Genomic DNA, 19944 nt, shown 5'->3' on the forward strand with positions numbered 1-19944 from the left:
GCAGCAGCCGGACGGAGGTCAACGCGTTCGAAGCGCGGCGCCGGCCCGCTCCCCCACCCGGCCACCCGACGCCAGTATCCTGTGGGTCATCGAGTGGGGCGCGGGCCGGCGCCGCCTCGGATCAATCGTCGATGTTGCGGCGGAAGGTTTCCGGCAGGAACAGCAGCGCCACCACCAGGGTGATCGCGGCGATCACGATCGGATACCACAGCCCGTAGTAGATGTTGCCGGTTGCGGCGACCATCGCGAACGCCGTCGTCGGCAGGAAGCCGCCGAACCAGCCGTTGCCGATGTGATAGGGCAGCGACATGGCGGTGTAGCGGATCCGCGTCGGGAACAGCTCGACCAGCAGTGCGGCGATCGGACCATAGGCCATCGTCACTAGCAGCACGAGCACGATCAGGATGCCGACCACCAGCGGCTTGTTGATCCGCGCCGGATCGGCCGGACCCGTCGGATAGCCGGCGGCGGTCAGCGCGTCCTGCACCTGGGTGCCATAGCCCTTGATCGCGTCGGCGCGCGCCGGGCCGCTGACGGCGGCCGGGTTGACCGCGGGCAGCGTGCGGCCGCCGACGTGGATGCTGGCGATCGTGCCGGCGGGCGCCTCGACGTTGGTGTAGGAGATGCCGGCCTTCGCCAGATAGGCCTTGGCGATGTCGCACGAGCTGGTGTCGAACTTGTTCTTGCCGACCGGGTCGAACTGCACCGAGCACTCGTTGGGATCGGCGACGACGGAGACCGGCGTGGTCTGCGACGCCTCGTACAGCGCCGGATTGGCGGCGTGCGACATGGCCTGGAACAGCGGGTAGTAGAGCAGCGCCGACAGGAGGAAGCCCGACAGCAGCACCGGCTTGCGGCCGATCTTGTCCGACAGCCAACCGAAGAACACGAACGCCGGAGTCGCGATCAGCAGCGCGACCGCCACCAGGATGTTGGTGGTGGCCCCGTCGACGCGCAGCATCTTTTCGAGGAAGAACAGCGCATAGAACTGGCTGGTGTAGAAGATCACCCCCTGCCCCATCGCCGCGCCCAGCAGCGCGACCAGCACCACCTTCAGGTTGCGCCAGGTGCCGAACGCCTCGGTCAGCGGCGCCTTGGAGGTCTTGCCCTCGGCCTTCATCCGCTGGAACACCGGGCTTTCGCTCATCTGCATGCGGATCCACATCGACACCGCAAGCAGCACGATCGAGATCAGGAACGGCACGCGCCATCCCCAGCTCGCGAACGCCTCCTCGCCCACCGCGAAGCGCGTGCCGATCACGATCAACAGCGCGGCGAACAGCCCGAAGGTGGCGGTCGTCTGGATGAAGCTGGTGTAGAGCCCGCGCTTGTTGTTGGGCGCATGTTCGGCGACGTAGGTGGCGGCGCCGCCGTACTCGCCGCCCAGCGCCAGCCCCTGGAGCAGCCGCAGCGCCACCAGCGCGATCGGCGCGGCGACGCCGGCGGTGGCGTAGCTCGGCAGCAGGCCGACGACGAAGGTCGACAGGCCCATGATCCCCATCGTCACCAGGAAGGTGTTCTTGCGCCCGACCATGTCGCCGATCCGCCCGAACACCAGCGCCCCGAACGGCCGCACCGCGAAGCCGGCCGCGAACGCCGCCAGCGCGAAGATGAAGCCGGTCGTCTCGTTCACGCCCGAGAAGAACTGTGCGGTGATGATCGTGGCCAGCAGGCCGTAGAGGTAGAAGTCGTACCACTCGAACACCGTGCCGAGGGACGAGGCCGCGATGACGAGCTTCTCGCTCTGGGTCGCGGTGTGATGCTTGGGAAGGTCGCCGGGTAGGGTCGCCATTTCGAGCCCCTCTCCTTGGAGGTTGCGGGAGCGGCGCGGCCCTCTGGCGGGGCCATCGCCGCCTGGGTTCTAGAAGCTGTATTTCGCCGCGAACTCGCCGCGGTCGAGCGTGCCGCTCGCCCCGGTGATCAGTTCGCGCTCGCCGTGGCGATATTCGAAGCCGAAATCGAGGTTCTTGACCGGCGAGTAGAAGAGGTTGGCCGCGGCGCTCCACGACGACTCGCTCGCCCCCGCCGCCGCCACCCCGTCCTGGTACTTGCCCTTTTGGAAGGCGGCCATGATCGTCGACCGCAGCTGCTCGGTCCAGCCGAGGCGGACCGCACCGAACCCGGCGGTGACCGTCGGCGTATACAGCCTGCCGTCGGTGCCGAGCACCGCATCGGGAATCAGGTTGAGCCCGACGTACCGGCCGATGCCGTCGCCGTGGTTGAGCATGAAGCGCACGTCCCAGCGCTTGTCCTCGGTCAGCGGCAGCTTGCCCGCGAACGACACGCCCCAGCCCGCGGCGCTGTCGTCGACGGTGCCGGTGTCGACGGTGAGCTTGCGCGCGAGGCCGGCCAGCGACAGCTCCATGCCGTTCGGCATCAGCCAGTTGAGCCGCGCGGCGAAATCGGGAAGCCGATCGGTCGCGCTGCTGACGTTGGCCGCGCTGGTGGTGGTCGCGTAGGAGGTGTCGGGGTTCTCCACCGCCACCGACAGCGACAGCTCGGGCGAGAGCTTCTCGGTATAGCGAAGCTGCGCCTGGCGGATGAAGACCGTACCGTCGCTCGGCCCCAGGAAGTCGGTCGTCTCCGGCAGCGCCGCGACATATTGGAAGGTCGACCATTCCTGGCCGACCAGGAACTTGTCGTAGGTCAGGAACGCGCGGCGCAAGCCAAGGTCGTAGCCGTTGACGACGCGCTGGTTGCCCTGGGTGCCGGGCACCACCTGGAAATCGGCCTCGAACAGTGCCTTGAGCTCCTTGCCGGCGACCGGCGTCGCGGTGGAGATGGCGATGCGGGTCTGCTTGGCGTGCGCCTCGAAATTGTTGCCGGTGCTCACCCCGCCGACGGGGATGAAGCTCGGAAAGTAGAAATCACGCCCCACGCTGTCGGCGGCGATGTTGCCGCCGTCGTAGTGCGACACCGCGGCCCAGGTCTTGAAGAAGCCGTTGATCCGCACCGTCGTGCCGGCGACCTTGAACCCGTCCTGCGCAGGCGCGGCAGTGGGCGGCGGCGGTGCCTTCGCCTCGGCGACGATCGCGCGGCCGCCGGTGGGCTGCTCGGGGCCCGACTGACCGCTGGTGCCCGGCGCCTGCGCCTGCACCACCTGCGGCTGGGCGACCGGGCCGCCGCTGGGGGGCGCCGCCGTCGCGCTGCTCGCGGTCGGTGTCGAGCGGGCCGCGGCGAGTTCGGCGCGCAGCTGCTGCACCGCCTGTTCGAGCGTGTTGAGCCGGGCCTCCAGCTCCGCCTCGCGCTGGCTGGAGGCGGGGGCGGATTGCGCCAGTGCCGGCAGCGGCACGGTGAGCATGGTCCCCGCCAGCGCGGCCCGGACGATCGCTGATCTCTGCATCATCTCTCCTCATCCCATTTGGGTCTTGCGCCGCTTGTCGGGACCGCAAGAGAATGCGGGAGAGAAACGGCACCGCGCTAGGGCGACCAAGGTCGTGGGTGCACGCTGCGCTGCGCTGCGGTAGCCCTGCGAAAAATGGAGAGGATGATGACCGAGTCCTGCTACCCCGTTCCGGCCGAATGGGCCGAGAAGGCGCTGATCGACCAGGACCGCTACGCCGCCATGTACCAGGAGGCCGCGACCGATCCCGACGCCTTCTGGGCGCGCGAGGCCGAGCGGCTCGACTGGGTGCGCTTCCCCAAGCGGATCAAGGACACCTCGTTCGAGGAAGCCGACTTCCACATCCGCTGGTACGAGGACGGCATCCTCAACGTCGCCGAGAACTGCGTCGACCGCCACGCCGCCAAGGACCCGGACCGCACCGCCATCCTGTGGGAAGGCGATACGCCCGGTGAAGAGCGCACGATCAGCTACGGCGAGCTGAAGGAGGAGGTCAGCCGCCTCGCCAACGCCTTCAAGACCGCGGGCGTCAAGAAGGGCGACCGCGTCACCATCTATCTGCCGATGATCCCGGAGGCGGCGTTCGCGATGCTCGCCTGTGCGCGGATCGGCGCGGTGCATTCGATCGTCTTCGCCGGCTTTTCGCCCGACAGCCTCGCCAACCGCATCGAGGATTGCGGGTCGAAGCTGGTCATCACAGCCGACGAAGGCTTGCGCGGCGGCAAGCGCGTGCCGCTGAAGGCCAATGTCGACGCGGCGCTGGCGGAAGCAGCCGGCAAGATCGTGGAGGCGGTGATCGTCGTCCGCCGCACCGGCGCCGACGTGGCGATGCAGGAGGGCCGCGACCTCTGGTACGACGATGTCGTGCAGGCGGAGACGACCGACTGCCCGCCCGAGCCGATGGGCGCGGAAAAGCCGCTGTTCATCCTCTACACCTCGGGCTCGACCGGCAAGCCCAAGGGCGTGCTGCACACCACCGGCGGCTATCTGGTGTGGGCGTCGATGACGCACGAATATGTGTTCGACTATCGCCAGGGCGAAGTCTTCTGGTGCGCGGCCGACGTGGGCTGGGTCACCGGGCACAGCTACATCGTCTATGGTGCACTCGCGAACGGCGCGACGACGCTGATGTTCGAGGGCGTGCCCAACTACCCCGATTTCTCGCGCTTCTGGCAGATCGTCGACAAATATCAGGTGACGAGCTTCTACGCGGCGCCGACGGCCTTGCGCGCCCTGATGCGCGAAGGCGACGAGTGGGTGAAGAAGACCAGCCGCGCCTCGCTGCGTGTGCTCGGGTCGGTGGGCGAGCCGATCAACCCGGAGGCGTGGGAATGGTATTACCGCGTCGTCGGCGACGGCCGCTGCCCGATCGTCGATACCTGGTGGCAGACCGAAACCGGCGGCCACATGATCACGCCGCTGCCCGGCGCGACGCCGCTCAAGCCGGGATCGGCGAGCAAGCCGCTGTTCGGCGTGCTGCCGCAATTGGTCGACTCCGAAGGGCGGGTGCTGGAGGGCGCGACCGAGGGCAATCTGGTGATCGCCGACAGCTGGCCGGGGCAGATGCGGACCGTCTGGAACGACGCCGACCGCTTCTTCCAGACCTATTTCACCACCTATCCGGGCAAGTATTTCACCGGCGACGGCTGCCGCCGCGATGCCGACGGCTATTACTGGATCACCGGCCGCGTCGACGACGTCATCAACGTCTCGGGCCACCGCATGGGCACCGCCGAGGTGGAGAGCGCGCTGGTGGCGCATCCGAAGGTCGCGGAAGCCGCGGTGGTCGGCATGCCCCACGACGTCAAGGGCCAGGGTATCTACGCCTATGTGACGCTCAACGCCGGCGAGGAAGGCGACGTCGCCTTGCGCAAGGAGCTGATCCAGTGGGTACGGCGCGAGATCGGCCCGATCGCCACGCCCGATGCGCTGCAGTTCACCCCCTCGCTGCCTAAGACCCGTTCGGGCAAGATCATGCGCCGCATCCTGCGCAAGATCGCCGAGAACGACTTCGGCAGTCTAGGCGACACCTCGACGCTCGCCGACCCGAGCGTGGTGGACGCCTTGATCGCGGGCCGGGAGGACGCCACCAAGCTGGCCGCATGACCCCCCGCACGATCCTGGTCGCGGACGACCACCCGCTGTTTCGCCAGGCGCTCAAGCTCGCGATCGGCCGGGCCGCGCCGGACGCGACCGTGCTGGAGGCCGGGCAGCTGCACGAGGCGCTCGAACAGGCGGCGGCCGCACCGCGGCTCGATCTGGTGACGCTCGACCTGCGCATGCCCGGTGCCGACGGCTTCTCGGGCGTGGCGCAGCTCCATGCCGAGCGGCCGGGGACGCCGATCCTGGTGGTGTCCTCGGCCGACGCCGCCGAGGCCGCGCATCGCGCGCGCGCCTATGGTGCGACCGGCTTCGTGTCCAAGACCGCCGAGCTGGCCGAGCTCGAACGCGCGGTCGCGCGCGCGCTCGACGGGGTCGCCGATCCGCTGCCCGAGCCGACCGGCGACGCCCCGAGCGACATCGCGACCCGCATCGCCAGCCTGACCCCCACCGAGCTGAAGGTGCTCACCGGCGTGATGGCGGGCAAGCTCAACAAGCAGATCGCCTTCCAGCTGAGCGTGTCGGAGGCGACGGTGAAGGGGCATATGACCGCGATCCTGCGCAAGCTGGGCGTGCTCAACCGCACCCAGGCGGTGCTCGCCGCGCGTACCCTCGACCTCGCGATCGAGGATTAGCGCCGCGGCGATCACCATCCGCCGCACTGCGTTGCGGATTCGCGAAAATTCCTTGCATTGCGGCGGCTTCGCGATCAGTCCCCGCGCCCGCCCCGGCGGCGCGCGGAACCTTGCGGGGCTGCGCGAATTGCACCACGATCCCGTCTTGATCGGACCGTCGCCGGCGGCCGTTCCCTCGTTGTTTCGGAAGCCAGCGCCATGCCCGACGTCCCGCCGATCGCCACCGGAAACGCGGGGCTCGACCGCATTCTGCGCGGCGGGCTTCCGGCCAACCGCCTGTATCTGCTCGAGGGGGCGCCCGGATCCGGCAAGACCACGCTGGCGCTCCAGTTCCTGCTGGAAGGGGTCCGGAACGGCGAACGGGCGCTGTACATCACCCTGTCCGAAACCAAGGAAGAGCTGGGCGTCGTCGCGGAGTCGCACGGCTGGAGCATCGGCGATTTCGCGGTGTTCGAACTGAGCGCGGCCGATGCGGTGCTCGGCGAGGGACGCGCGCAGTCGATCCTCTATTCCTGGGAGATGGAGCTCGGCGAGACGATCAAGCTGATCGAGGCGGAGGTCGAGCGCGTCCAGCCGACCCGCGTCGTGTTCGACAGCCTGTCGGAAATGCGGCTGCTGGCGCAGGATCCGCTGCGCTATCGCCGCCAGGTGCTGGCGCTCAAGCAGTTCTTCGCCGGGCGCAACATCACCGTGCTGCTGGTCGACGACCTCACCGCCACCGCCGACGGCAGCGACACCCACCTGCACAGCCTGTGTCACGGCGTCCTCACGCTGGAACGGCTGACGCTGGACTTCGGCGCGGCGCGGCGCCGGCTGCAGGTGCAGAAGCTGCGCGGGGTGGACTTCGTCGCCGGCTACCACGACTTCGCCATCCGCACGGGCGGGCTCGATCTCTACCCGCGGCTGGTGGCGGCCGAGCACCATGCGCCGTTCGTGGGCGATCCGATCGAGAGCGGCGTGGTAGAGCTCGACGCCATGCTCCACGGCGGGCCACTGCGCGGCACGTCCACGCTGATCACCGGGCCGGCGGGAACCGGCAAGACCACGATCGCGCTGCAATATCTCCATGCCGCCTGCGAGCGCGGCGAGCACGCGGTGCTCTACGAGTTCGACGAGCGGGTCGGCACACTCCTCGCCCGCGCACGCGCGTTCAACCTCGACATCCAGAAGCATCTCGACAGCGGCCTGCTCACGGTGGAGCAGATCGACCCTGCCGAGCTTTCGCCCGGCGAATTCACCCAGCGCGTGCGACGGCAGGTGGAGGACGACGCGGCCCGCATGGTCGTGATCGACAGCCTTGCCGGCTATCTCGCCGCCATGCCGCAGGAGCAGCAGCTGATCCTGCAGCTGCACGAGCTGCTGTCCTACCTCAACCAGCAGGGCGTCGTGACCTTCCTGATCAACCCGCAGGAAGGCGCGTTCGAGCCGACGCGAACCAGCTTCAGCGTCTCGCCGATCGTCGATGCGGTGCTGATGCTGCGCTTCTTCGAGGCGGAGGGACGCATCCGCAAGGCGATCTCGGCCGTCAAGAACCGCGCCGGCGGGCATGAGGATGCGATCCGCGAGTTCCGCATCGACACGCAAGGCGTGCGCGTCGGTGCGCCGCTGGTGGCGTTCCGCGGCGTGCTGTCCGGCACGCCCGAATACACCGGCGAGCGCACGCCGCTGATGGAAGACCGCGCTCGTGGGGCATAGGGAGGCGGCGGAAGGGCACAAGGTTCTGGTCGCCGCGCCGTTCGGGCGCGACGCCGAGGCGACCGTCCGCCTGCTCGAAGCGGAGGGATATCACGCCTTCGCCTGCCCCACCCTCGATGCGGTGGCCGAGGCGCTCGACGAACAGGTCGGCGTGGTGCTGCTCACCGAAGAGGCGATGCGCTTCGGAATCGACGCGCTGCGGGCGGTGCTGAGCGCGCAGCCCAGCTGGTCCGACGTGCCGTTCGTGCTGCTGGCCGCGCCGCACCACGGCGGCCACGGCACGTCCGACATGCTGCGCGAGCGGCTGCTCGAGCTTACCGGCAACGCGATCGTCCTCGAACGGCCGATGGGGGCGGCATCGCTGGTCAGCGCGACCGCCTCGGCGATGCGCTCGCGCCAGCGCCAGTTCGAGACCCGCGACCGGATGCGGGAGCTCGAAACCAGCCGCACCGCCCTCGCCGCGAGCGAGGCGGAGCTGCGGCGGGTCGCGGACGCGCTGCCGGTGCTGATCGCATTCATCGGCCGGGACCAGCGCTACCGCTTCGCCAACCGCGCCTACGAAGACTGGTTCTATGTGCGCCCGGAGAACGTGGTCGGCCGCCACATCCGGGACGTCGTCGGAGACGACGGCTATGCCCTTCGCCGTGCCGACATCGAGCGCGCGCTCGCCGGCGAGACGGTGCGGATCGAGATGCCGACCCCGCACCGCGACGGGCGCCGCCGCGATGCCGAGATCCGCTACCTTCCCAGGTACGATGCCGACGGCGTGGTCGACGGCTTCCACATCTTCGCGATCGACATCACCGACCGCAAGCAGACCGAGGAGGAACTCGCCCAGCGCGTCGCCGAGCGCACCGCTGCGCTGGAGGCGGAGATGGCGAACCGCGCCCATGCCGAAGCGGCGCTGCGCCAGAGCCAGAAGATGGAGGCGGTCGGCCAGCTGACCGGCGGCATCGCGCACGATTTCAACAACATGCTGACCGGCGTGATCGGCGCGATGGACATCCTCAAGCGGCGGATCGCCGCAGGTCGCTACGACGATCTCGACCGGTTCATGGATGCCGCCTCTGCCTCGGCGCAGCGCGCGGCGGCGCTCACCGCGCGGCTGCTCGCCTTCTCGCGCCGCCAGTCGCTCGACAGCCAGCCGGTCGAGGTCAACGCGCTGATCGCCTCGCTCGAACCGCTGCTGCGGCGTTCGATCCGCGAGAACATCGCGCTGCACGTCGAGCAGGATTGCCCCGTATTGTGGGCGGTGAGCGACACCAACCAGCTCGAAAACGCGATCCTCAACCTGACGATCAACGCTCGCGACGCGATGCCCGAGGGCGGACAGCTGACGATCGAAACCCGGATGGTCGAGCTCGACGTGGCCTATGCCAGCTCGCGCCCCGAGATCGAGCCGGGCCGCTATGTGGTAATCGCCGTCTCCGACACCGGCGTCGGAATCCCGCCCGACGTACTGGAAAAGGTGTTCGACCCCTTCTTCACCACCAAGCCGATCGGTCAGGGCACGGGGCTCGGGCTGTCGATGGTCTATGGCTTCGCGCGCCAATCGGGCGGTCAGGTGCGGATCCATAGCGAGGTGGCGACCGGGACGACGGTTTCGCTGTACCTCCGCGCTGCCGAGGAACAGGAGTCCCCGGCCGAGTCCCCCGCCCCGCCGGCGATCGCCGAGGGCCGCGGCCAGACGGTGCTGCTGGTCGAGGACGATCCGTCCGTCCGCCTGCTCGTGCGCGAGGTGCTGGAGGAGCTCTGCTACCACGCCGTCGAAGCGGATGAGCCCAATGCCGCGATCAAGATCCTCGCATCCGATCGGACGATCGATCTGATGGTCTCCGACGTCGGCCTGCCCGGGATGAACGGCCGCCAGCTCGCCGAGATCGCGCGCCAGCAGCGGCCCGAGCTGCCGATCCTGTTCGTCACGGGCTATGCCGAAAACGCGGCGATCCGCGCCGACTTCCTGGGCAACAACATGGCGATGATCACCAAGCCGTTCACGATCCAGGGGCTGTCGACCAAGATCCGGGAGATGCTGGGCTAGGCCGCGCCGCTCAGTTGCGGGCGCCGGGCGGCACCACCGGCAGCGGCAGCGGCGCGACCGGCACACCTTCCTCGACGAGCGCGCGCGCCTCCTGCAGCGAAGCCTGGCCGTGGATCGGCGCGCTGGTCTCTTCGCCCAGGTGCATCGCCCGCGCGCGATCGGCGAAGCCGGTGCCGACCCATTCCGACCCTTCCAGCGCCTTGGCCTGCGCCTGGGCGAGCGCCGCGAGCGCGGCCTTCATCCGGTCGGGCGCAGGCTGGGTCGGGGCCGCGGCGCGCTGGTTGCCCTTGGCGGCGACATTGGGGGCCATCACCGCCTTCTCGACGGCACCGCTGTCGCACATCGGGCAGCGCACCAGTCCGCGCGCCTTCTGGTCGGCATAGTCGGCGCTGGAGCCGAACCAGCTTTCGAACACATGCCCGCCGTCGCAGCGCAGGTCGAACACGATCATCCGACGCGCTCGACCGGTGGAATCGCGCGGCGATGCCTGAGCACCGGCAGCCGTGCGCGGACATCCGCGAGAACCGCCGGATCGAGATCGGCGAACCCCAGCCCCGGCGCCTCGCTCATGTCGAGCAGCACCTCGCCCCAGGGATCGACGACCAGCGAGTGGCCGTAGGTCGTGCGACCGTCTTCATGGACGCCAGTCTGCGCCGCCGCGACGACGAACGCGGCCGCCTCGACCGCGCGGGCACGCAGCAGCAGGTGCCAATGCGCAGCACCGGTCGGCCGGGTGAAGGCGGCCGGCACCGCCAGCACCTCCGCACCCGCATCGCTCAGTGCGCGATACAGGTCGGGGAAACGCAGATCATAGCAGATCGACAGGCCCAGCGGCCCCACGGGCGTATCGGCGACCACCGCCGTCTCGCCCGGCGCATAGGCGGCGGATTCCTGCCAGCGCTCGCCGGTCGGCAGCGCGACGTCGAACAGGTGCAGCTTATCGTAGCGGGCGCGCACGGCGCCATCGGGGCCGATCACGAAGCCGCGGTTGGCGAGCCGGCCGTCGGGTCGGCGGATCGCGAGCGATCCCAGCTGCACCCACAGCCGATGCTCGGCTGCCGCCGCGCGCATCGCCGCCAGCACCGGATCGCTCGCCTCGTCGGTGATCGACGCCGCCGCCCGCACGCGATCGCGGTCGACCAGCCCCGACATCTCGGGCGTGAACAGCATCGCGGCACCGCCGGCGGCCGCTTCCGCCACCGCGTCGCTCAGAACGGCCGCATTGGCGAGCGGGTCGATCCCGCTCGTCATCTGCAGCAGGGCGATCCTCATTGCGCGAGCAGCGGGTCCAATCCCCCTTGCCGGTCGAGCGCGGCGAGGTCGTCCGATCCGCCGATATGGCGCCCGTCGATGAACACCTGCGGCACGGTCGAACGACCGTTCGCGCGCTGGATCATCTCCGCGCGGCGCTCGCCGCCCATCGTGATGTCGAATTCCTCGAAGCCGGCACCCTTGCTGTCGAGCAGCCGCTTGGCGCGGGTGCAATAGGGGCAGAACGCCTTGGTGTAGATCTCGATCTTTGCCATCGCCTTGAGGTGTGTCGCCAGGGGCTGCTTGTCAATCGTCCGCCTCGCTGAGCACGCGTGCCCAGCACAGCACCGTCACCGCGGCCGCGCCGGCCGCGATCAGCCGCCGCGCGCATCCGTCGGCGGTCGCGCCCGAGGTGTACACGTCGTCGACCAGCACCACCTTCCTGCCGTTCAGCCGCGGCCTCATGGTGGGCGGTACCGCGAACGCCCCCGCCAGCGCCTTGGCGCGCGCTCTCCGGCCAAGCCCGCGCAGCGGCGGCGTCGCACGGGTGCGGACCAGGACGTGCGCGTCGGCGCGAACGCCGCTCACCGCCGACAGCGCGCGCGCGATCAGCACCGCCTGGTTGTAGCCGCGCGTCCACAACCGCCGGCGGTGGAGCGGCACGGGCACCAGCAGGTCGGCATCCGGGGGAAGCTGCCGCAGCATCAGCCGCGCCATCGTCTCGGCCGCGGCCAGCCTGCCGCCGTATTTGAGCTTCAGCGCGACGTCGCGCGCGACCGCGCCATAGGCCACCGCTGCCCGCGCCCCGGCGTGGCGCGGCGGTGCTTCGAGGCAGGCCGCACAGCAGGCATCCTCGCCGCGGTCGTGATCGAACGGCAGCGCACAGCGCGCGCACCACGGCGGCCCCAGGAAGCGCAGACCCGCCCAACAGCTCGGGCAGAAGCGGTGGTCGGCCTCCGTCACCTGGCCGCACGCCGGGCAGCGCGGCGGCAGCGCCAGCGCGATACTGCGTCGGACCAGGGCGGCGACGGCATTCACCCCGACCTTGTCGCCGCCTGCGCGAAGGCGCACAAGCGCCGCCGTGCAACCGCCCGAGATCTTTCACCGCGTCGCGCGCCGCCTGCGCCGCGACCGTGCCGCCGACCGCTTCGCCGAAGCCGATTTCCTGCGCGCCTTCATGGTCGAGGGGCTGACCGAACGGCTCGACGCCGTCACCCGCCAGTTCGAGGACGTGCTCGACCTCGGCTGCTTCGACGCCGGGATGCCGCTGCCCGGCGCTCGCGTCGTTCGCGCCGACCCCGGCTTCGCCTTCGCGCGCGCGGCCGGCGGGGTGCAGTGCGACGAGGACCGGCTGCCGTTCGCCGAAGGCTCGTTCGACCTGATCGTCTCGGCGGGCACGCTCGATCAGGTCAACGACCTGCCGGGCGCGCTGGCGCTGATCCGCCGCGCGCTGCGGCCCGACGGGCTGTTCCTCGCCGCCTTCACCGGCGGCGGCACGCTGGCGACGCTGCGTGCGACGCTGATGGCCGCCGAGCAGGAGCGGCCGGCAGCGCGGGTCCATCCGCAGGTCAAGCTCCAGTCGGCGGGCGACCTGCTGATGCGCGCCGGATTCGCGCTGCCGGTGGCCGATTCGGAGACGCTCACCGTGCGCTACGGCACGCTCGGCCGGCTGCTCGAGGATCTGCGCGGGATGGCGGCGACCAGCCTGCTCACCGACCGGGCGCCGCTCTCGCGCAGCGCCATCGCCCAGGCGGCGGAAGGCTTCGCCGCCCGCGCGGACGCGGGGGGTCGCACGCCCGAACAGTTCGAGGTGATCTACCTGACCGGCTGGGCGCCCTCGCCCGACCAGCCCAAGCCCGCACGCCGCGGCAGCGCGACCGTGTCGCTGGCGGACGCGCTGCGGCCCAAGCCCTAGATCAGCGCTTCGAGCAGCCCGATCAGCGGCCGGTCGGCGGGCGGCATGTCGAGCCGGTGGAGCTCGACCGGTCGTACCCAGCGCAGTGCGGTCGCATGCCGCGCCTCGACGATCCCCGACCATTTGCGCAGCGCGTAGAGCAGCAGCAGAAGGTGCCGGTCGCCCAGGGCTTCGCTGGCGAAGGCGGCCGGTGCCAGGCAGGATCGCTCGACCCGGATGCCGAGTTCCTCGTACAACTCGCGGATCAGCGCCGCTTCCGGGAGTTCACCGCGCTCCAGCTTGCCGCCGGGGAATTCCCACAGACCCGCCATCGGCAGCCCCTGCGGCCGTTGCTGCACCAGCACGCGCCCGTCGCCGTCCACCAGCGCCGCCGCGACCACCATCAGCAGCGCCCCCTTCCCCGCGTCCGCGCCGTCCTTGCTCAGCATTTCTTTACTCCGTTCCCCGTAGCCTGTTGGTTATGCGAGCAAAAAACCAGTGGAGGCGCCCCTGTTCACGCCTCGGGCGGGCCCTCCTACGCAACCGGCATGGCGCGACGGCGATCGAATACGGCCTGATTCTGGCGCTCATCACGCTCGCTTGCCTCGTCAGCCTTGTGCCCTTCGCCGGAAAGGTCGTCGGCCTATGGCAGAAGACCGACGAGAAGGTCGCCGGTGCGACCGGGCAATGAAACATCCATGCTCCCGGCTTTAAACGCTTTTTCAACGAACCGGGGCCTAGAGGGGTTTTGCTGCACCGGGTTTCCTCCGGCTCAGCCGGGTATGTTGAAGCAATGTCGGAGTTCGCAATGCAGAAGATTCGCACGTTCCTGAAGAACAGCAAGGGCGCCACCGCTATCGAATATGGCCTGATCGCCGCCCTGATCGCCGTCGCCGCCATCACTGCAATGACCACCGTTGGAAAGAGGGTCACCAAGACCTTCGACACGGCCGGCAGTGCCTTGCCTACTGAGTAACAAGCTCTAACCCTTCGCGGAAAAAGGGGTGGGAATTAGTCTCACCCCTTTTTTTAGCGTGTCGCCCCGTCAGCCCCGCCCCATCTCCAGGAACTTGGCGCGGCGATCGCGGCGCAACTGATCCGCCGTCTGCCCTTCCAATTGGCCGAGCGCGCCGTCGAGCGCCGTACCCAGCGCTTCGATCGCCGCCGCCGGCGCGCGATGCGCGCCGCCCAGCGGTTCCGCGACGATCGTGTCGATCACGCCCAGGGCGAGCAGATCCTGCGCGGTCACCTTCATCGCCTCGGCCGCATCGGGCGCGCGATCGGCGGTGCGCCACAGGATCGACGCGCAGCCCTCCGGCGAGATCACCGAATAGACCGCGTGCTCCATCATCAGCACCCGGTTGCCCGCCGCCAGCGCCACCGCACCGCCCGAACCGCCCTCACCCAGGATCGCCGCCACCATCGGCACGCCCAGGTTGAGGCTCGCCTCGGTCGAACGCGCGATCGCCTCGGCCTGGCCGCGCTCCTCGGCCTGGATACCGGGAAAGGCGCCCGAGGTGTCGACCAGCGTCACCACCGGCAGCCCGAAGCGATCGGCGAGCTGCATCAGCCGGATCGCCTTGCGATAGCCCTCCGGCTTGCCCATGCCGAAATTGTGCTTGAGCCGGCTGGCAGTGTCGTCGCCCTTCTCGTGGCCGATCACCATCACCTTGCGGCCGTTGAGCCGCCCCATCCCACCGATGATCGCCGAATCGTCGGCGAAGGCGCGGTCGCCGCCCAGCGGCATGAACCCCTCGATGAGCGCAGCGACATAATGCTTGAAGTGCGGACGCTCCGGATGACGGGCGACCTGCGTCTTCTGCCACGGCGTCAGCTTCGCGTAGGTATCGCGCAGCAGCCGGTCCGACTTGGACTGAAGCCGCGACACTTCCGCCGCGATGTCCAGCTCGCCTTCCGCCGCGGTGTCGCGCAGCTCGTCGATGCGGCCTTGCAGCTCTGCGATCGGCTTTTCGAAGTCCAGAAAGGTGGCCATCAACTCGGGTTCCGTCTTGGTAGGGGCGCGCTGCCGGTTACGGGGCGCGGCGGGGGGCGTCAACGAGCGGATGGCGCGCGTTGACCAGCTCGACCAGCCGCTGGCTGTCGACATGGGTGTAGATTTCGGTGGTGGCGATGTCGGCATGGCCCAGCATCGCCTGCAAGGCGCGCAGGTCAGCGCCGCCCTCCAGCAGGTGCGTCGCGAAGGCATGGCGCAGCACGTGCGGGCTCACCCGATCGGGCGGGATGCCGGCTTCGGCCGCCAGTGCCTTCATCAGCTGGTACAGCCGGATGCGCGACAGATGCGTCTTGCCCGAGGAAAACAGCCACGGCCGATCGGCGGGCGCATGCGCCCGCCACGCCGCCACCGCGGCGCGCGCGCGATCGGACACCGGCACCATCCGCTCGCGCCCACCCTTGCCGCGCAGGATCAGGTACGGCCGATCCGGCGCGACCGCGTTGCGCGGCAGCGACACCAGCTCAGTCGCCCGCAGGCCCGATCCGTAGAGTAGCTCGACCAGCGCGGCGAGCCGCAGGTCGAGCGGATCGGGCGGGTCGCGCGCGATCCGCGCTGCGATCGCGGCGAACAGCCGATCGACATCGGCCGCCGACAGGGTACGCGGCAGCGGGCGGGCGGCACCGGGCCGCGGCAGCACCGCACCGGGATCGTCGGCGCGCAGCCCCTCGTCGGCCAGGAAGGCGAAGAAGCGCCGCAACGCCGCCGACTTGCGCGCGACGGTAGCGCGCGACAGCGCCTGCCACTGCTCCGTGAGCCGCTCGAGCGCCCCCCGGTCGGCGTCGGCAAGCCGCCCGGCCAGCACCTCCGAAGCCAGCCGCAGGTCGGTGCCATAGGCCAGCAGCGTATTGCGCGCCGCCCCCGCCTCCGCCGCCAGCATTTCGAGGAAGCGGTCGATCAGGATGCGGTCGCTGGAGAGAGCGGCGCTCGACGCGGGCGCGTCGGGCTCGCTCACGCGCGGGCGATCGCCTCGGCGGCGATCATCCGCGCCTCGCCTTCCAGCCCGACGGCGCGCAGCGCGGCGACGATGTGGAACAGCGCCTGCGGCGAGACCCCGCGCCAGTCGCGCGTCTGCATGCCGACGCCAGCGAGCAGCAGCACCGTCGCAGGCTGGTCGCGCCCGGCGGCGAGCGCGATCGCGCGTGTCCAGGCGTTTTCGGCGCCGACCGGCACCTCGAGCGACTGTGCCAAGCCCTCGGCATCGCCGGCCGACAATCGGCCCAGGCCCGCGAGACCCGCGAACAGCAGCTGCCCCTTGCGCGCGTCGCTGCCGGCGTAGCGCGACACCGCGCTCTCCGCCACGCGGCCGCCGCGCGGGTTGGCCAGCGCGAGCATCGCCCAGGCGTCGCCCCCCTCGGGCACGACCGTTCGCCAGCGCAGGGCGCGCAGGTCCATCCCCGCCGACAGCATCGACGCGACCAGCGCATCGCTGTCGGCGGCATAGTCGCCGGTTACCGGGATCGCGGCCGCCGCCCGCGCGGTCAGGATGCGGCGTGCATAGCCGCGCGCGCGATCGGTTTCGCCGCTCCACAGCTGGCGCAGCGCCGTCATGCGATCGGCGACCTGCGCCGCGGCGAAGGCGTCGCGCAGGTCGCGCGCGACGGCGGTCAGCGCGCTGGGCGAATCGTCGAGTTCGCCGACGGTGGCATAGAGATCGACCAGCGCCGCGCTCGACAGCACGCCCTGTGCGGCGGCGAGTTCGGCGTCCGGCACGCGGCGCTCGGGCGCGATGCCCGGCAGCAGCGCATTCCAGGAGCGCACCTGCGGCCCGACGCTGGCGAACAGCGCGTCGGGCACCTCCACGGCGGTCGCATTGGCGAGCCCCCAGCGCCAGGCGCTCAGCTGCTCCACCCCGTCCCACTCGATCGTCACCGATCGGCGGCCCTGCGCCCCGGCGCCGAGCACCTTCTCCGCGAGCTTCAGGTCGATGTCGGCGCCGACGGCACGGCGGCGGAAGGCGCGCTCGGCGGCATCGATCAGCGAGCCGGCCTGCTTGGGCTCGCCGGCCAACCCCGCGCACATCGCGCGCGCCAGTTGCCAGCCACGCTCGGAAGACACGCGTTGTGCCGGCTCGACGATGGGGCAGACCGCGGCGGGATCGGCGGTCGCCAGTGCCGCCTGCATCGCCACCTGGTACATCTTGGGCGTGTAGTTCTCGGTATCGACCGACTGGACGACGGCGCGCGCGGTGGCCGCCTCGCCCATCCGCAGCAACAGCCAGGCGCGCTCGGCGGCGAAGTCGGCGCCGTCGACGCGCGCCGGCGTGTCCACGTCCGAGGCGAGCGCACGCCGCAACGCGATCGACAGCCACCGCGACGCGACCGGCGCGTCGAGCCGGCGCATCAGCGCTTCGAGCATGCGCCCGTCGGCGGTGCCGAACGCACTGCGCGACAGCCCGGCGCCGTCGATGCCGACGTGCGCGGTGGAGCGCCGCGCATATTCGGGCAGCTCGTAGCGGGCGAGCAGCCGCGGATCGACCGGCGTCGGCGTCGCGCTGGGGGTCGGAGTCGGCGTCGGCGTAGGGATCGGCAGCGGCCCAGGCGTCGCGGTCGGCCCCTGCGGCACGCCGGACGGCCGCGCCGCGGGCGGCGGCGCGGGAGTGGCCGGCGCGACCGGATCGTTGAACCCGGGCGGCAGCAGCGATTCGGGGACGTCCTGTCCGAGCGCAGGCAGGCCGATCAGGCCCGCCAGCGCCAGGACCGAAGCGAAGCCGCTAGTTCTGGAGATTTTCAAGCGAGACCGCCTTTTCGACCTGCACCGGCTGCTTCTCGGTCGACCGGCCGGCCAGGAAGAACAGCCCGCCGACGAGGACGAGCAGAACGACGATCAGGAGAACGAGCGATCGGGACATGGGCGGCGAAAACTCACGATTGCGAACCGGGCGCACAAGCTTTTGCCCGCGCGCCGCCACGCTGTATAGCGCCCGCCACGATGCTGCAAACCCATGCCTCGACCCCGCAGTGGAGCGGCAAGCCGATCGTGCTCGTCGGGCTGATGGGCGTGGGCAAGTCCACCGTCGGCCGCCGGCTGGCGCATCGCATGCGGCTGCCCTTCGTCGACGCCGACACCGAGATCGAGCAGGCGGCCGGCATGACCATCGCCGAGATGTTCGAGCGGTTCGGCGAAGCGCATTTCCGCGACGGCGAACGGCGGGTGATCGCACGGCTGATCGACGGCACGCCCAAGGTGATCGCCACCGGCGGCGGCGCGTTCATCAATGCCGAGACGCGCACGCTGATCCTGCGCCAGGCTCTGGCGATCTGGCTCGACGCAGCGCCGGCGGTGCTGGCCGAGCGCGTCGGCCGCCGCGACCATCGCCCGTTGCTGCGCGGCAAGGATGCCAAGGCGGTGCTCACCGAGCTCGCCGCGGTCCGCAATCCGATCTACGCGCTCGCCCCGATCCGTGTCGTCAGCCAGCAGGCGCCGCACGAAGCCACCGTCAACGCCATCCTGGAGGCGATCCGCCCGTGACCACCATCCCCGTCGCCCTCGGCCCCCGCAGCTACGACGTCGTCATCGAGGCGGGGCTGCTCGCGCGCGCCGGGACGCTGCTCGCGCCGATCGCCCGCGGCCGGCCGATGCCGATCGTCGCCGACGAAGCGGTCGCCCCACATCTGGAGACGCTGCGCGCCTCCCTCGCCGAGGCGGGAATCGCGAGCGAGGCGATCGTGCTGCCGGCGGGCGAAGGCTCGAAGAGCTGGGCGACGCTGGAGACGCTGATGGACCGGCTGCTCGCGCTCGGCGTCGAGCGGCGCGACCATATCGTGGCGCTCGGCGGCGGCGTGATCGGCGATCTGGTCGGCTTCGCGAGCGCGATCCTCAAACGCGGCTGCGGCTTCGTGCAGCTCCCGACGACGCTGCTCGCGCAGGTCGATTCGTCGGTCGGCGGCAAGACCGGCATCAACACCCGCGCTGGCAAGAACCTGGTGGGCGCGTTCCACCAGCCGGCAATCGTGCTGATCGACCCGACTACGCTCGACACGCTGCCCGCACGTGAAGTCCGCGCCGGCTATGCAGAGGTCGCCAAATACGGCCTCATCGACGATCCCGAGTTCTTCGCCTGGTGCGAGGGCAACGCCGAACGGCTGCTCGCCGGCGATCCGGAAGCGCGTGAGTTCGCCATCGCCCGTTCGGTCGCGGCCAAGGCGCGGATCGTCGGCGAGGACGAGCGCGAGACCAGCGGCCGCCGCGCGCTGCTCAATCTCGGCCACACCTTCGGCCATGCGCTGGAGGCGGAGGCCGGCTTCGACGGATCGCTGCTCCACGGCGAGGGCGTCGCGGCGGGCATGGCGCTCGCCTTCGCCTTTTCCGCCAGCCGCGGGCTGTGCCCGGCGGCGGATGCCGAGCGGGTCGCCGCGCATCTGCGCGCGGTCGGATTGCCCGACGGGCTCGCTGCCGCGGGGATCGCCGCGAGCGGCGCGCGGCTGGTCGATCACATGCGCCACGACAAGAAGATGGAGGGCGGCACGCTCGCGCTGCTGCTCGCACGCGGCATCGGTCAGACCTATGTCGACCGCGATGTGGCGCTGGAGGAGATCGCCGCATTTCTCGACGCGCAACCGCGGTAGAAATCCCGTCATCCCAGCGAAGGCTGGGATGACGGGGCCGTTTCGGAAGCCGCGGACCAGGCTCGCCGCTACCCGCGCAAGCCCGCGTAGGCGAGCCACACCCAGCCGGCGATCAACGTCGCACCGCCGATCGGCGTGATGGCGCCCAGCCAGCGCGGCGCACCGAGCGCCATCGCGTAGAGCGTGCCCGCGAAGATCAGCCCGCCGACGACGAACAGCCAGCCCGGCCCGCGCAGGTCCAGCCGCAGCGCGACCAGCGCCGCGATCGCGTGGACCAGCTGATAGTGGCCGCCGGTCTGCAGCCAGTCGCGCGCCTGCCCCTCGGCACCGTGCGCGCCGAACGCCCCGGCCGCCACCGCGACCGCGCCCGACAGCGCCGCCAGCATCATCAGCAGGTTCATCTCGC

At 70.5% G+C, this 19944-nt stretch carries 21 protein-coding genes; 9 read left to right on the forward strand and 12 right to left on the reverse strand.

Annotated features, from left to right (window positions below; translation table 11 throughout):
• Nucleotides 1–121 precede the first annotated feature (121 nt).
• Together ACBY01_RS05890 and ACBY01_RS05895 are read right to left on the reverse strand one after the other, a co-directional pair.
• Nucleotides 122–1792, reverse strand: a complete 1671-nt coding sequence (locus ACBY01_RS05890) for an MFS transporter (protein ID WP_416459855.1) — start codon at nt 1790–1792, stop codon at nt 122–124.
• A gap of 69 nt (nt 1793–1861) precedes the next feature.
• The gene (locus ACBY01_RS05895) at nt 1862–3346 is read right to left on the reverse strand and encodes a DcaP family trimeric outer membrane transporter (RefSeq protein ID WP_416459856.1); all 1485 of its coding nucleotides are present in this window, start codon (nt 3344–3346) and stop codon (nt 1862–1864) included.
• Nucleotides 3347–3490: 144 nt separating this feature from the next.
• On the opposite strand from ACBY01_RS05895, the gene acs reads away from it, so the two are divergent.
• From acs to ACBY01_RS05915, 4 genes are all read left to right on the forward strand, one after another.
• Complete coding sequence (gene acs, locus ACBY01_RS05900) at nt 3491–5449, forward strand: acetate--CoA ligase (RefSeq protein ID WP_416459934.1); 1959 nt, start codon at nt 3491–3493, stop codon at nt 5447–5449.
• Nucleotides 5446–6078: a response regulator transcription factor gene (locus ACBY01_RS05905; RefSeq protein WP_416459857.1), complete on the forward strand. Its 633-nt coding sequence runs from the start codon at nt 5446–5448 to the stop codon at nt 6076–6078. The genes acs and ACBY01_RS05905 overlap by 4 nt, the downstream gene beginning before the upstream one ends.
• A gap of 198 nt (nt 6079–6276) precedes the next feature.
• Nucleotides 6277–7773, forward strand: coding sequence for an ATPase domain-containing protein (locus ACBY01_RS05910; RefSeq protein ID WP_416459858.1), 1497 nt, complete (start codon nt 6277–6279; stop codon nt 7771–7773).
• Nucleotides 7763–9814 carry an ATP-binding protein gene (locus ACBY01_RS05915; protein WP_416459859.1) on the forward strand — a complete coding sequence of 684 codons (2052 nt, stop codon included), beginning with the start codon at nt 7763–7765 and terminating at the stop codon, nt 9812–9814. Before ACBY01_RS05910 ends, ACBY01_RS05915 begins: the two co-directional genes overlap by 11 nt.
• Before the next feature lie 10 nt (nt 9815–9824).
• On the opposite strand, the gene ACBY01_RS05920 is transcribed toward ACBY01_RS05915, so the two are convergent.
• From ACBY01_RS05920 to ACBY01_RS05935, 4 genes are read right to left on the reverse strand one after another with little or no spacing between them, the layout of a single operon-like run.
• The gene (locus ACBY01_RS05920) at nt 9825–10265 is read right to left on the reverse strand and encodes a DUF1178 family protein (RefSeq protein ID WP_416459860.1); all 441 of its coding nucleotides are present in this window, start codon (nt 10263–10265) and stop codon (nt 9825–9827) included.
• Complete coding sequence (locus ACBY01_RS05925; protein WP_416459861.1) at nt 10262–11086, reverse strand: carbon-nitrogen hydrolase family protein; 825 nt, start codon at nt 11084–11086, stop codon at nt 10262–10264. The genes ACBY01_RS05920 and ACBY01_RS05925 overlap by 4 nt, the downstream gene beginning before the upstream one ends.
• Nucleotides 11083–11340 (reverse strand): glutaredoxin 3, encoded by a 258-nt coding sequence (gene grxC, locus ACBY01_RS05930; RefSeq protein ID WP_416459862.1) that lies wholly within the window; start codon nt 11338–11340, stop codon nt 11083–11085. Before grxC ends, ACBY01_RS05925 begins: the two co-directional genes overlap by 4 nt.
• Before the next feature lie 31 nt (nt 11341–11371).
• Nucleotides 11372–12103 carry a ComF family protein gene (locus tag ACBY01_RS05935; protein WP_416459935.1) on the reverse strand — a complete coding sequence of 244 codons (732 nt, stop codon included), beginning with the start codon at nt 12101–12103 and terminating at the stop codon, nt 11372–11374.
• Nucleotides 12104–12146: 43 nt separating this feature from the next.
• On the opposite strand from ACBY01_RS05935, the gene ACBY01_RS05940 reads away from it, so the two are divergent.
• Nucleotides 12147–12980, forward strand: coding sequence for a methyltransferase domain-containing protein (locus tag ACBY01_RS05940; RefSeq protein WP_416459863.1), 834 nt, complete (start codon nt 12147–12149; stop codon nt 12978–12980).
• On the opposite strand, the gene ACBY01_RS05945 is transcribed toward ACBY01_RS05940, so the two are convergent.
• Nucleotides 12977–13408 (reverse strand): (deoxy)nucleoside triphosphate pyrophosphohydrolase, encoded by a 432-nt coding sequence (locus tag ACBY01_RS05945; RefSeq protein ID WP_416459864.1) that lies wholly within the window; start codon nt 13406–13408, stop codon nt 12977–12979. The two genes, ACBY01_RS05940 and ACBY01_RS05945, sit on opposite strands and share 4 nt — an antisense overlap.
• Nucleotides 13409–13440: 32 nt before the next feature.
• Here ACBY01_RS05945 and ACBY01_RS05950 point away from each other — a divergent pair, with 32 nt between their 5' ends.
• Together ACBY01_RS05950 and ACBY01_RS05955 are read left to right on the forward strand one after the other, a co-directional pair.
• On the forward strand, nt 13441–13650 hold the full coding sequence (locus ACBY01_RS05950; protein WP_416459865.1) for a Flp family type IVb pilin: 210 nt from the start codon (nt 13441–13443) through the stop codon (nt 13648–13650).
• 117 nt (nt 13651–13767) lie between these two features.
• The gene (locus tag ACBY01_RS05955; RefSeq protein WP_416459866.1) at nt 13768–13935 is read left to right on the forward strand and encodes a Flp family type IVb pilin; all 168 of its coding nucleotides are present in this window, start codon (nt 13768–13770) and stop codon (nt 13933–13935) included.
• Between the two features lie 69 nt (nt 13936–14004).
• Here the strand turns inward: ACBY01_RS05955 and ACBY01_RS05960 are convergent, their stop codons facing one another.
• The 4 genes from ACBY01_RS05960 to ACBY01_RS05975 are packed head-to-tail and all read right to left on the reverse strand — an operon-like array spanning nt 14005 to nt 17881.
• A complete protein-coding gene (locus tag ACBY01_RS05960; protein WP_416459867.1) occupies nt 14005–14952 on the reverse strand; it encodes an acetyl-CoA carboxylase carboxyltransferase subunit alpha in 948 nt (315 codons plus the stop codon).
• Nucleotides 14953–14989: 37 nt separating this feature from the next.
• A complete protein-coding gene (locus ACBY01_RS05965; RefSeq protein ID WP_416459868.1) occupies nt 14990–15925 on the reverse strand; it encodes a tyrosine-type recombinase/integrase in 936 nt (311 codons plus the stop codon).
• Complete coding sequence (locus ACBY01_RS05970) at nt 15922–17703, reverse strand: hypothetical protein (RefSeq protein ID WP_416459869.1); 1782 nt, start codon at nt 17701–17703, stop codon at nt 15922–15924. Before ACBY01_RS05970 ends, ACBY01_RS05965 begins: the two co-directional genes overlap by 4 nt.
• A complete protein-coding gene (locus tag ACBY01_RS05975; RefSeq protein ID WP_416459870.1) occupies nt 17684–17881 on the reverse strand; it encodes a hypothetical protein in 198 nt (65 codons plus the stop codon). The genes ACBY01_RS05970 and ACBY01_RS05975 overlap by 20 nt, the downstream gene beginning before the upstream one ends.
• Before the next feature lie 20 nt (nt 17882–17901).
• Between ACBY01_RS05975 and ACBY01_RS05980 the strand changes: the two genes are divergently transcribed.
• Both ACBY01_RS05980 and aroB read left to right on the forward strand, forming a co-directional pair.
• Nucleotides 17902–18441, forward strand: coding sequence for a shikimate kinase (locus ACBY01_RS05980; RefSeq protein ID WP_416459871.1), 540 nt, complete (start codon nt 17902–17904; stop codon nt 18439–18441).
• Nucleotides 18438–19538 carry a 3-dehydroquinate synthase gene (gene aroB / locus ACBY01_RS05985; protein ID WP_416459872.1) on the forward strand — a complete coding sequence of 367 codons (1101 nt, stop codon included), beginning with the start codon at nt 18438–18440 and terminating at the stop codon, nt 19536–19538. The genes ACBY01_RS05980 and aroB overlap by 4 nt, the downstream gene beginning before the upstream one ends.
• Before the next feature lie 68 nt (nt 19539–19606).
• Here the strand turns inward: aroB and ACBY01_RS05990 are convergent, their stop codons facing one another.
• Entirely contained in the window at nt 19607–19939 is a 333-nt protein-coding gene (locus ACBY01_RS05990; protein WP_416459873.1) for a DUF423 domain-containing protein, read from the reverse strand.
• Nucleotides 19940–19944 lie beyond the last annotated feature (5 nt).

Origin of the sequence: Sphingomonas mangrovi, assembly GCF_047975845.1 — a bacterium.
Lineage (GTDB): Bacteria > Pseudomonadota > Alphaproteobacteria > Sphingomonadales > Sphingomonadaceae > Sphingomonas.

Coding starts and splice junctions, on each gene's coding strand:
- ACBY01_RS05890 (WP_416459855.1), bottom strand. CDS start 1,792: ATGGCGACCCTACCCGGCGACCTTCCCAAGCATCACACCGCGACCCAG.
- ACBY01_RS05895 (WP_416459856.1), bottom strand. CDS start 3,346: ATGATGCAGAGATCAGCGATCGTCCGGGCCGCGCTGGCGGGGACCATG.
- acs (WP_416459934.1), top strand. CDS start 3,491: ATGACCGAGTCCTGCTACCCCGTTCCGGCCGAATGGGCCGAGAAGGCG.
- ACBY01_RS05905 (WP_416459857.1), top strand. CDS start 5,446: ATGACCCCCCGCACGATCCTGGTCGCGGACGACCACCCGCTGTTTCGC.
- ACBY01_RS05910 (WP_416459858.1), top strand. CDS start 6,277: ATGCCCGACGTCCCGCCGATCGCCACCGGAAACGCGGGGCTCGACCGC.
- ACBY01_RS05920 (WP_416459860.1), bottom strand. CDS start 10,265: ATGATCGTGTTCGACCTGCGCTGCGACGGCGGGCATGTGTTCGAAAGC.
- ACBY01_RS05925 (WP_416459861.1), bottom strand. CDS start 11,086: ATGAGGATCGCCCTGCTGCAGATGACGAGCGGGATCGACCCGCTCGCC.
- grxC (WP_416459862.1), bottom strand. CDS start 11,340: ATGGCAAAGATCGAGATCTACACCAAGGCGTTCTGCCCCTATTGCACC.
- ACBY01_RS05945 (WP_416459864.1), bottom strand. CDS start 13,408: ATGCTGAGCAAGGACGGCGCGGACGCGGGGAAGGGGGCGCTGCTGATG.
- ACBY01_RS05950 (WP_416459865.1), top strand. CDS start 13,441: ATGCGAGCAAAAAACCAGTGGAGGCGCCCCTGTTCACGCCTCGGGCGG.
- ACBY01_RS05955 (WP_416459866.1), top strand. CDS start 13,768: ATGCAGAAGATTCGCACGTTCCTGAAGAACAGCAAGGGCGCCACCGCT.
- ACBY01_RS05960 (WP_416459867.1), bottom strand. CDS start 14,952: ATGGCCACCTTTCTGGACTTCGAAAAGCCGATCGCAGAGCTGCAAGGC.
- ACBY01_RS05980 (WP_416459871.1), top strand. CDS start 17,902: ATGCTGCAAACCCATGCCTCGACCCCGCAGTGGAGCGGCAAGCCGATC.
- ACBY01_RS05990 (WP_416459873.1), bottom strand. CDS start 19,939: ATGAACCTGCTGATGATGCTGGCGGCGCTGTCGGGCGCGGTCGCGGTG.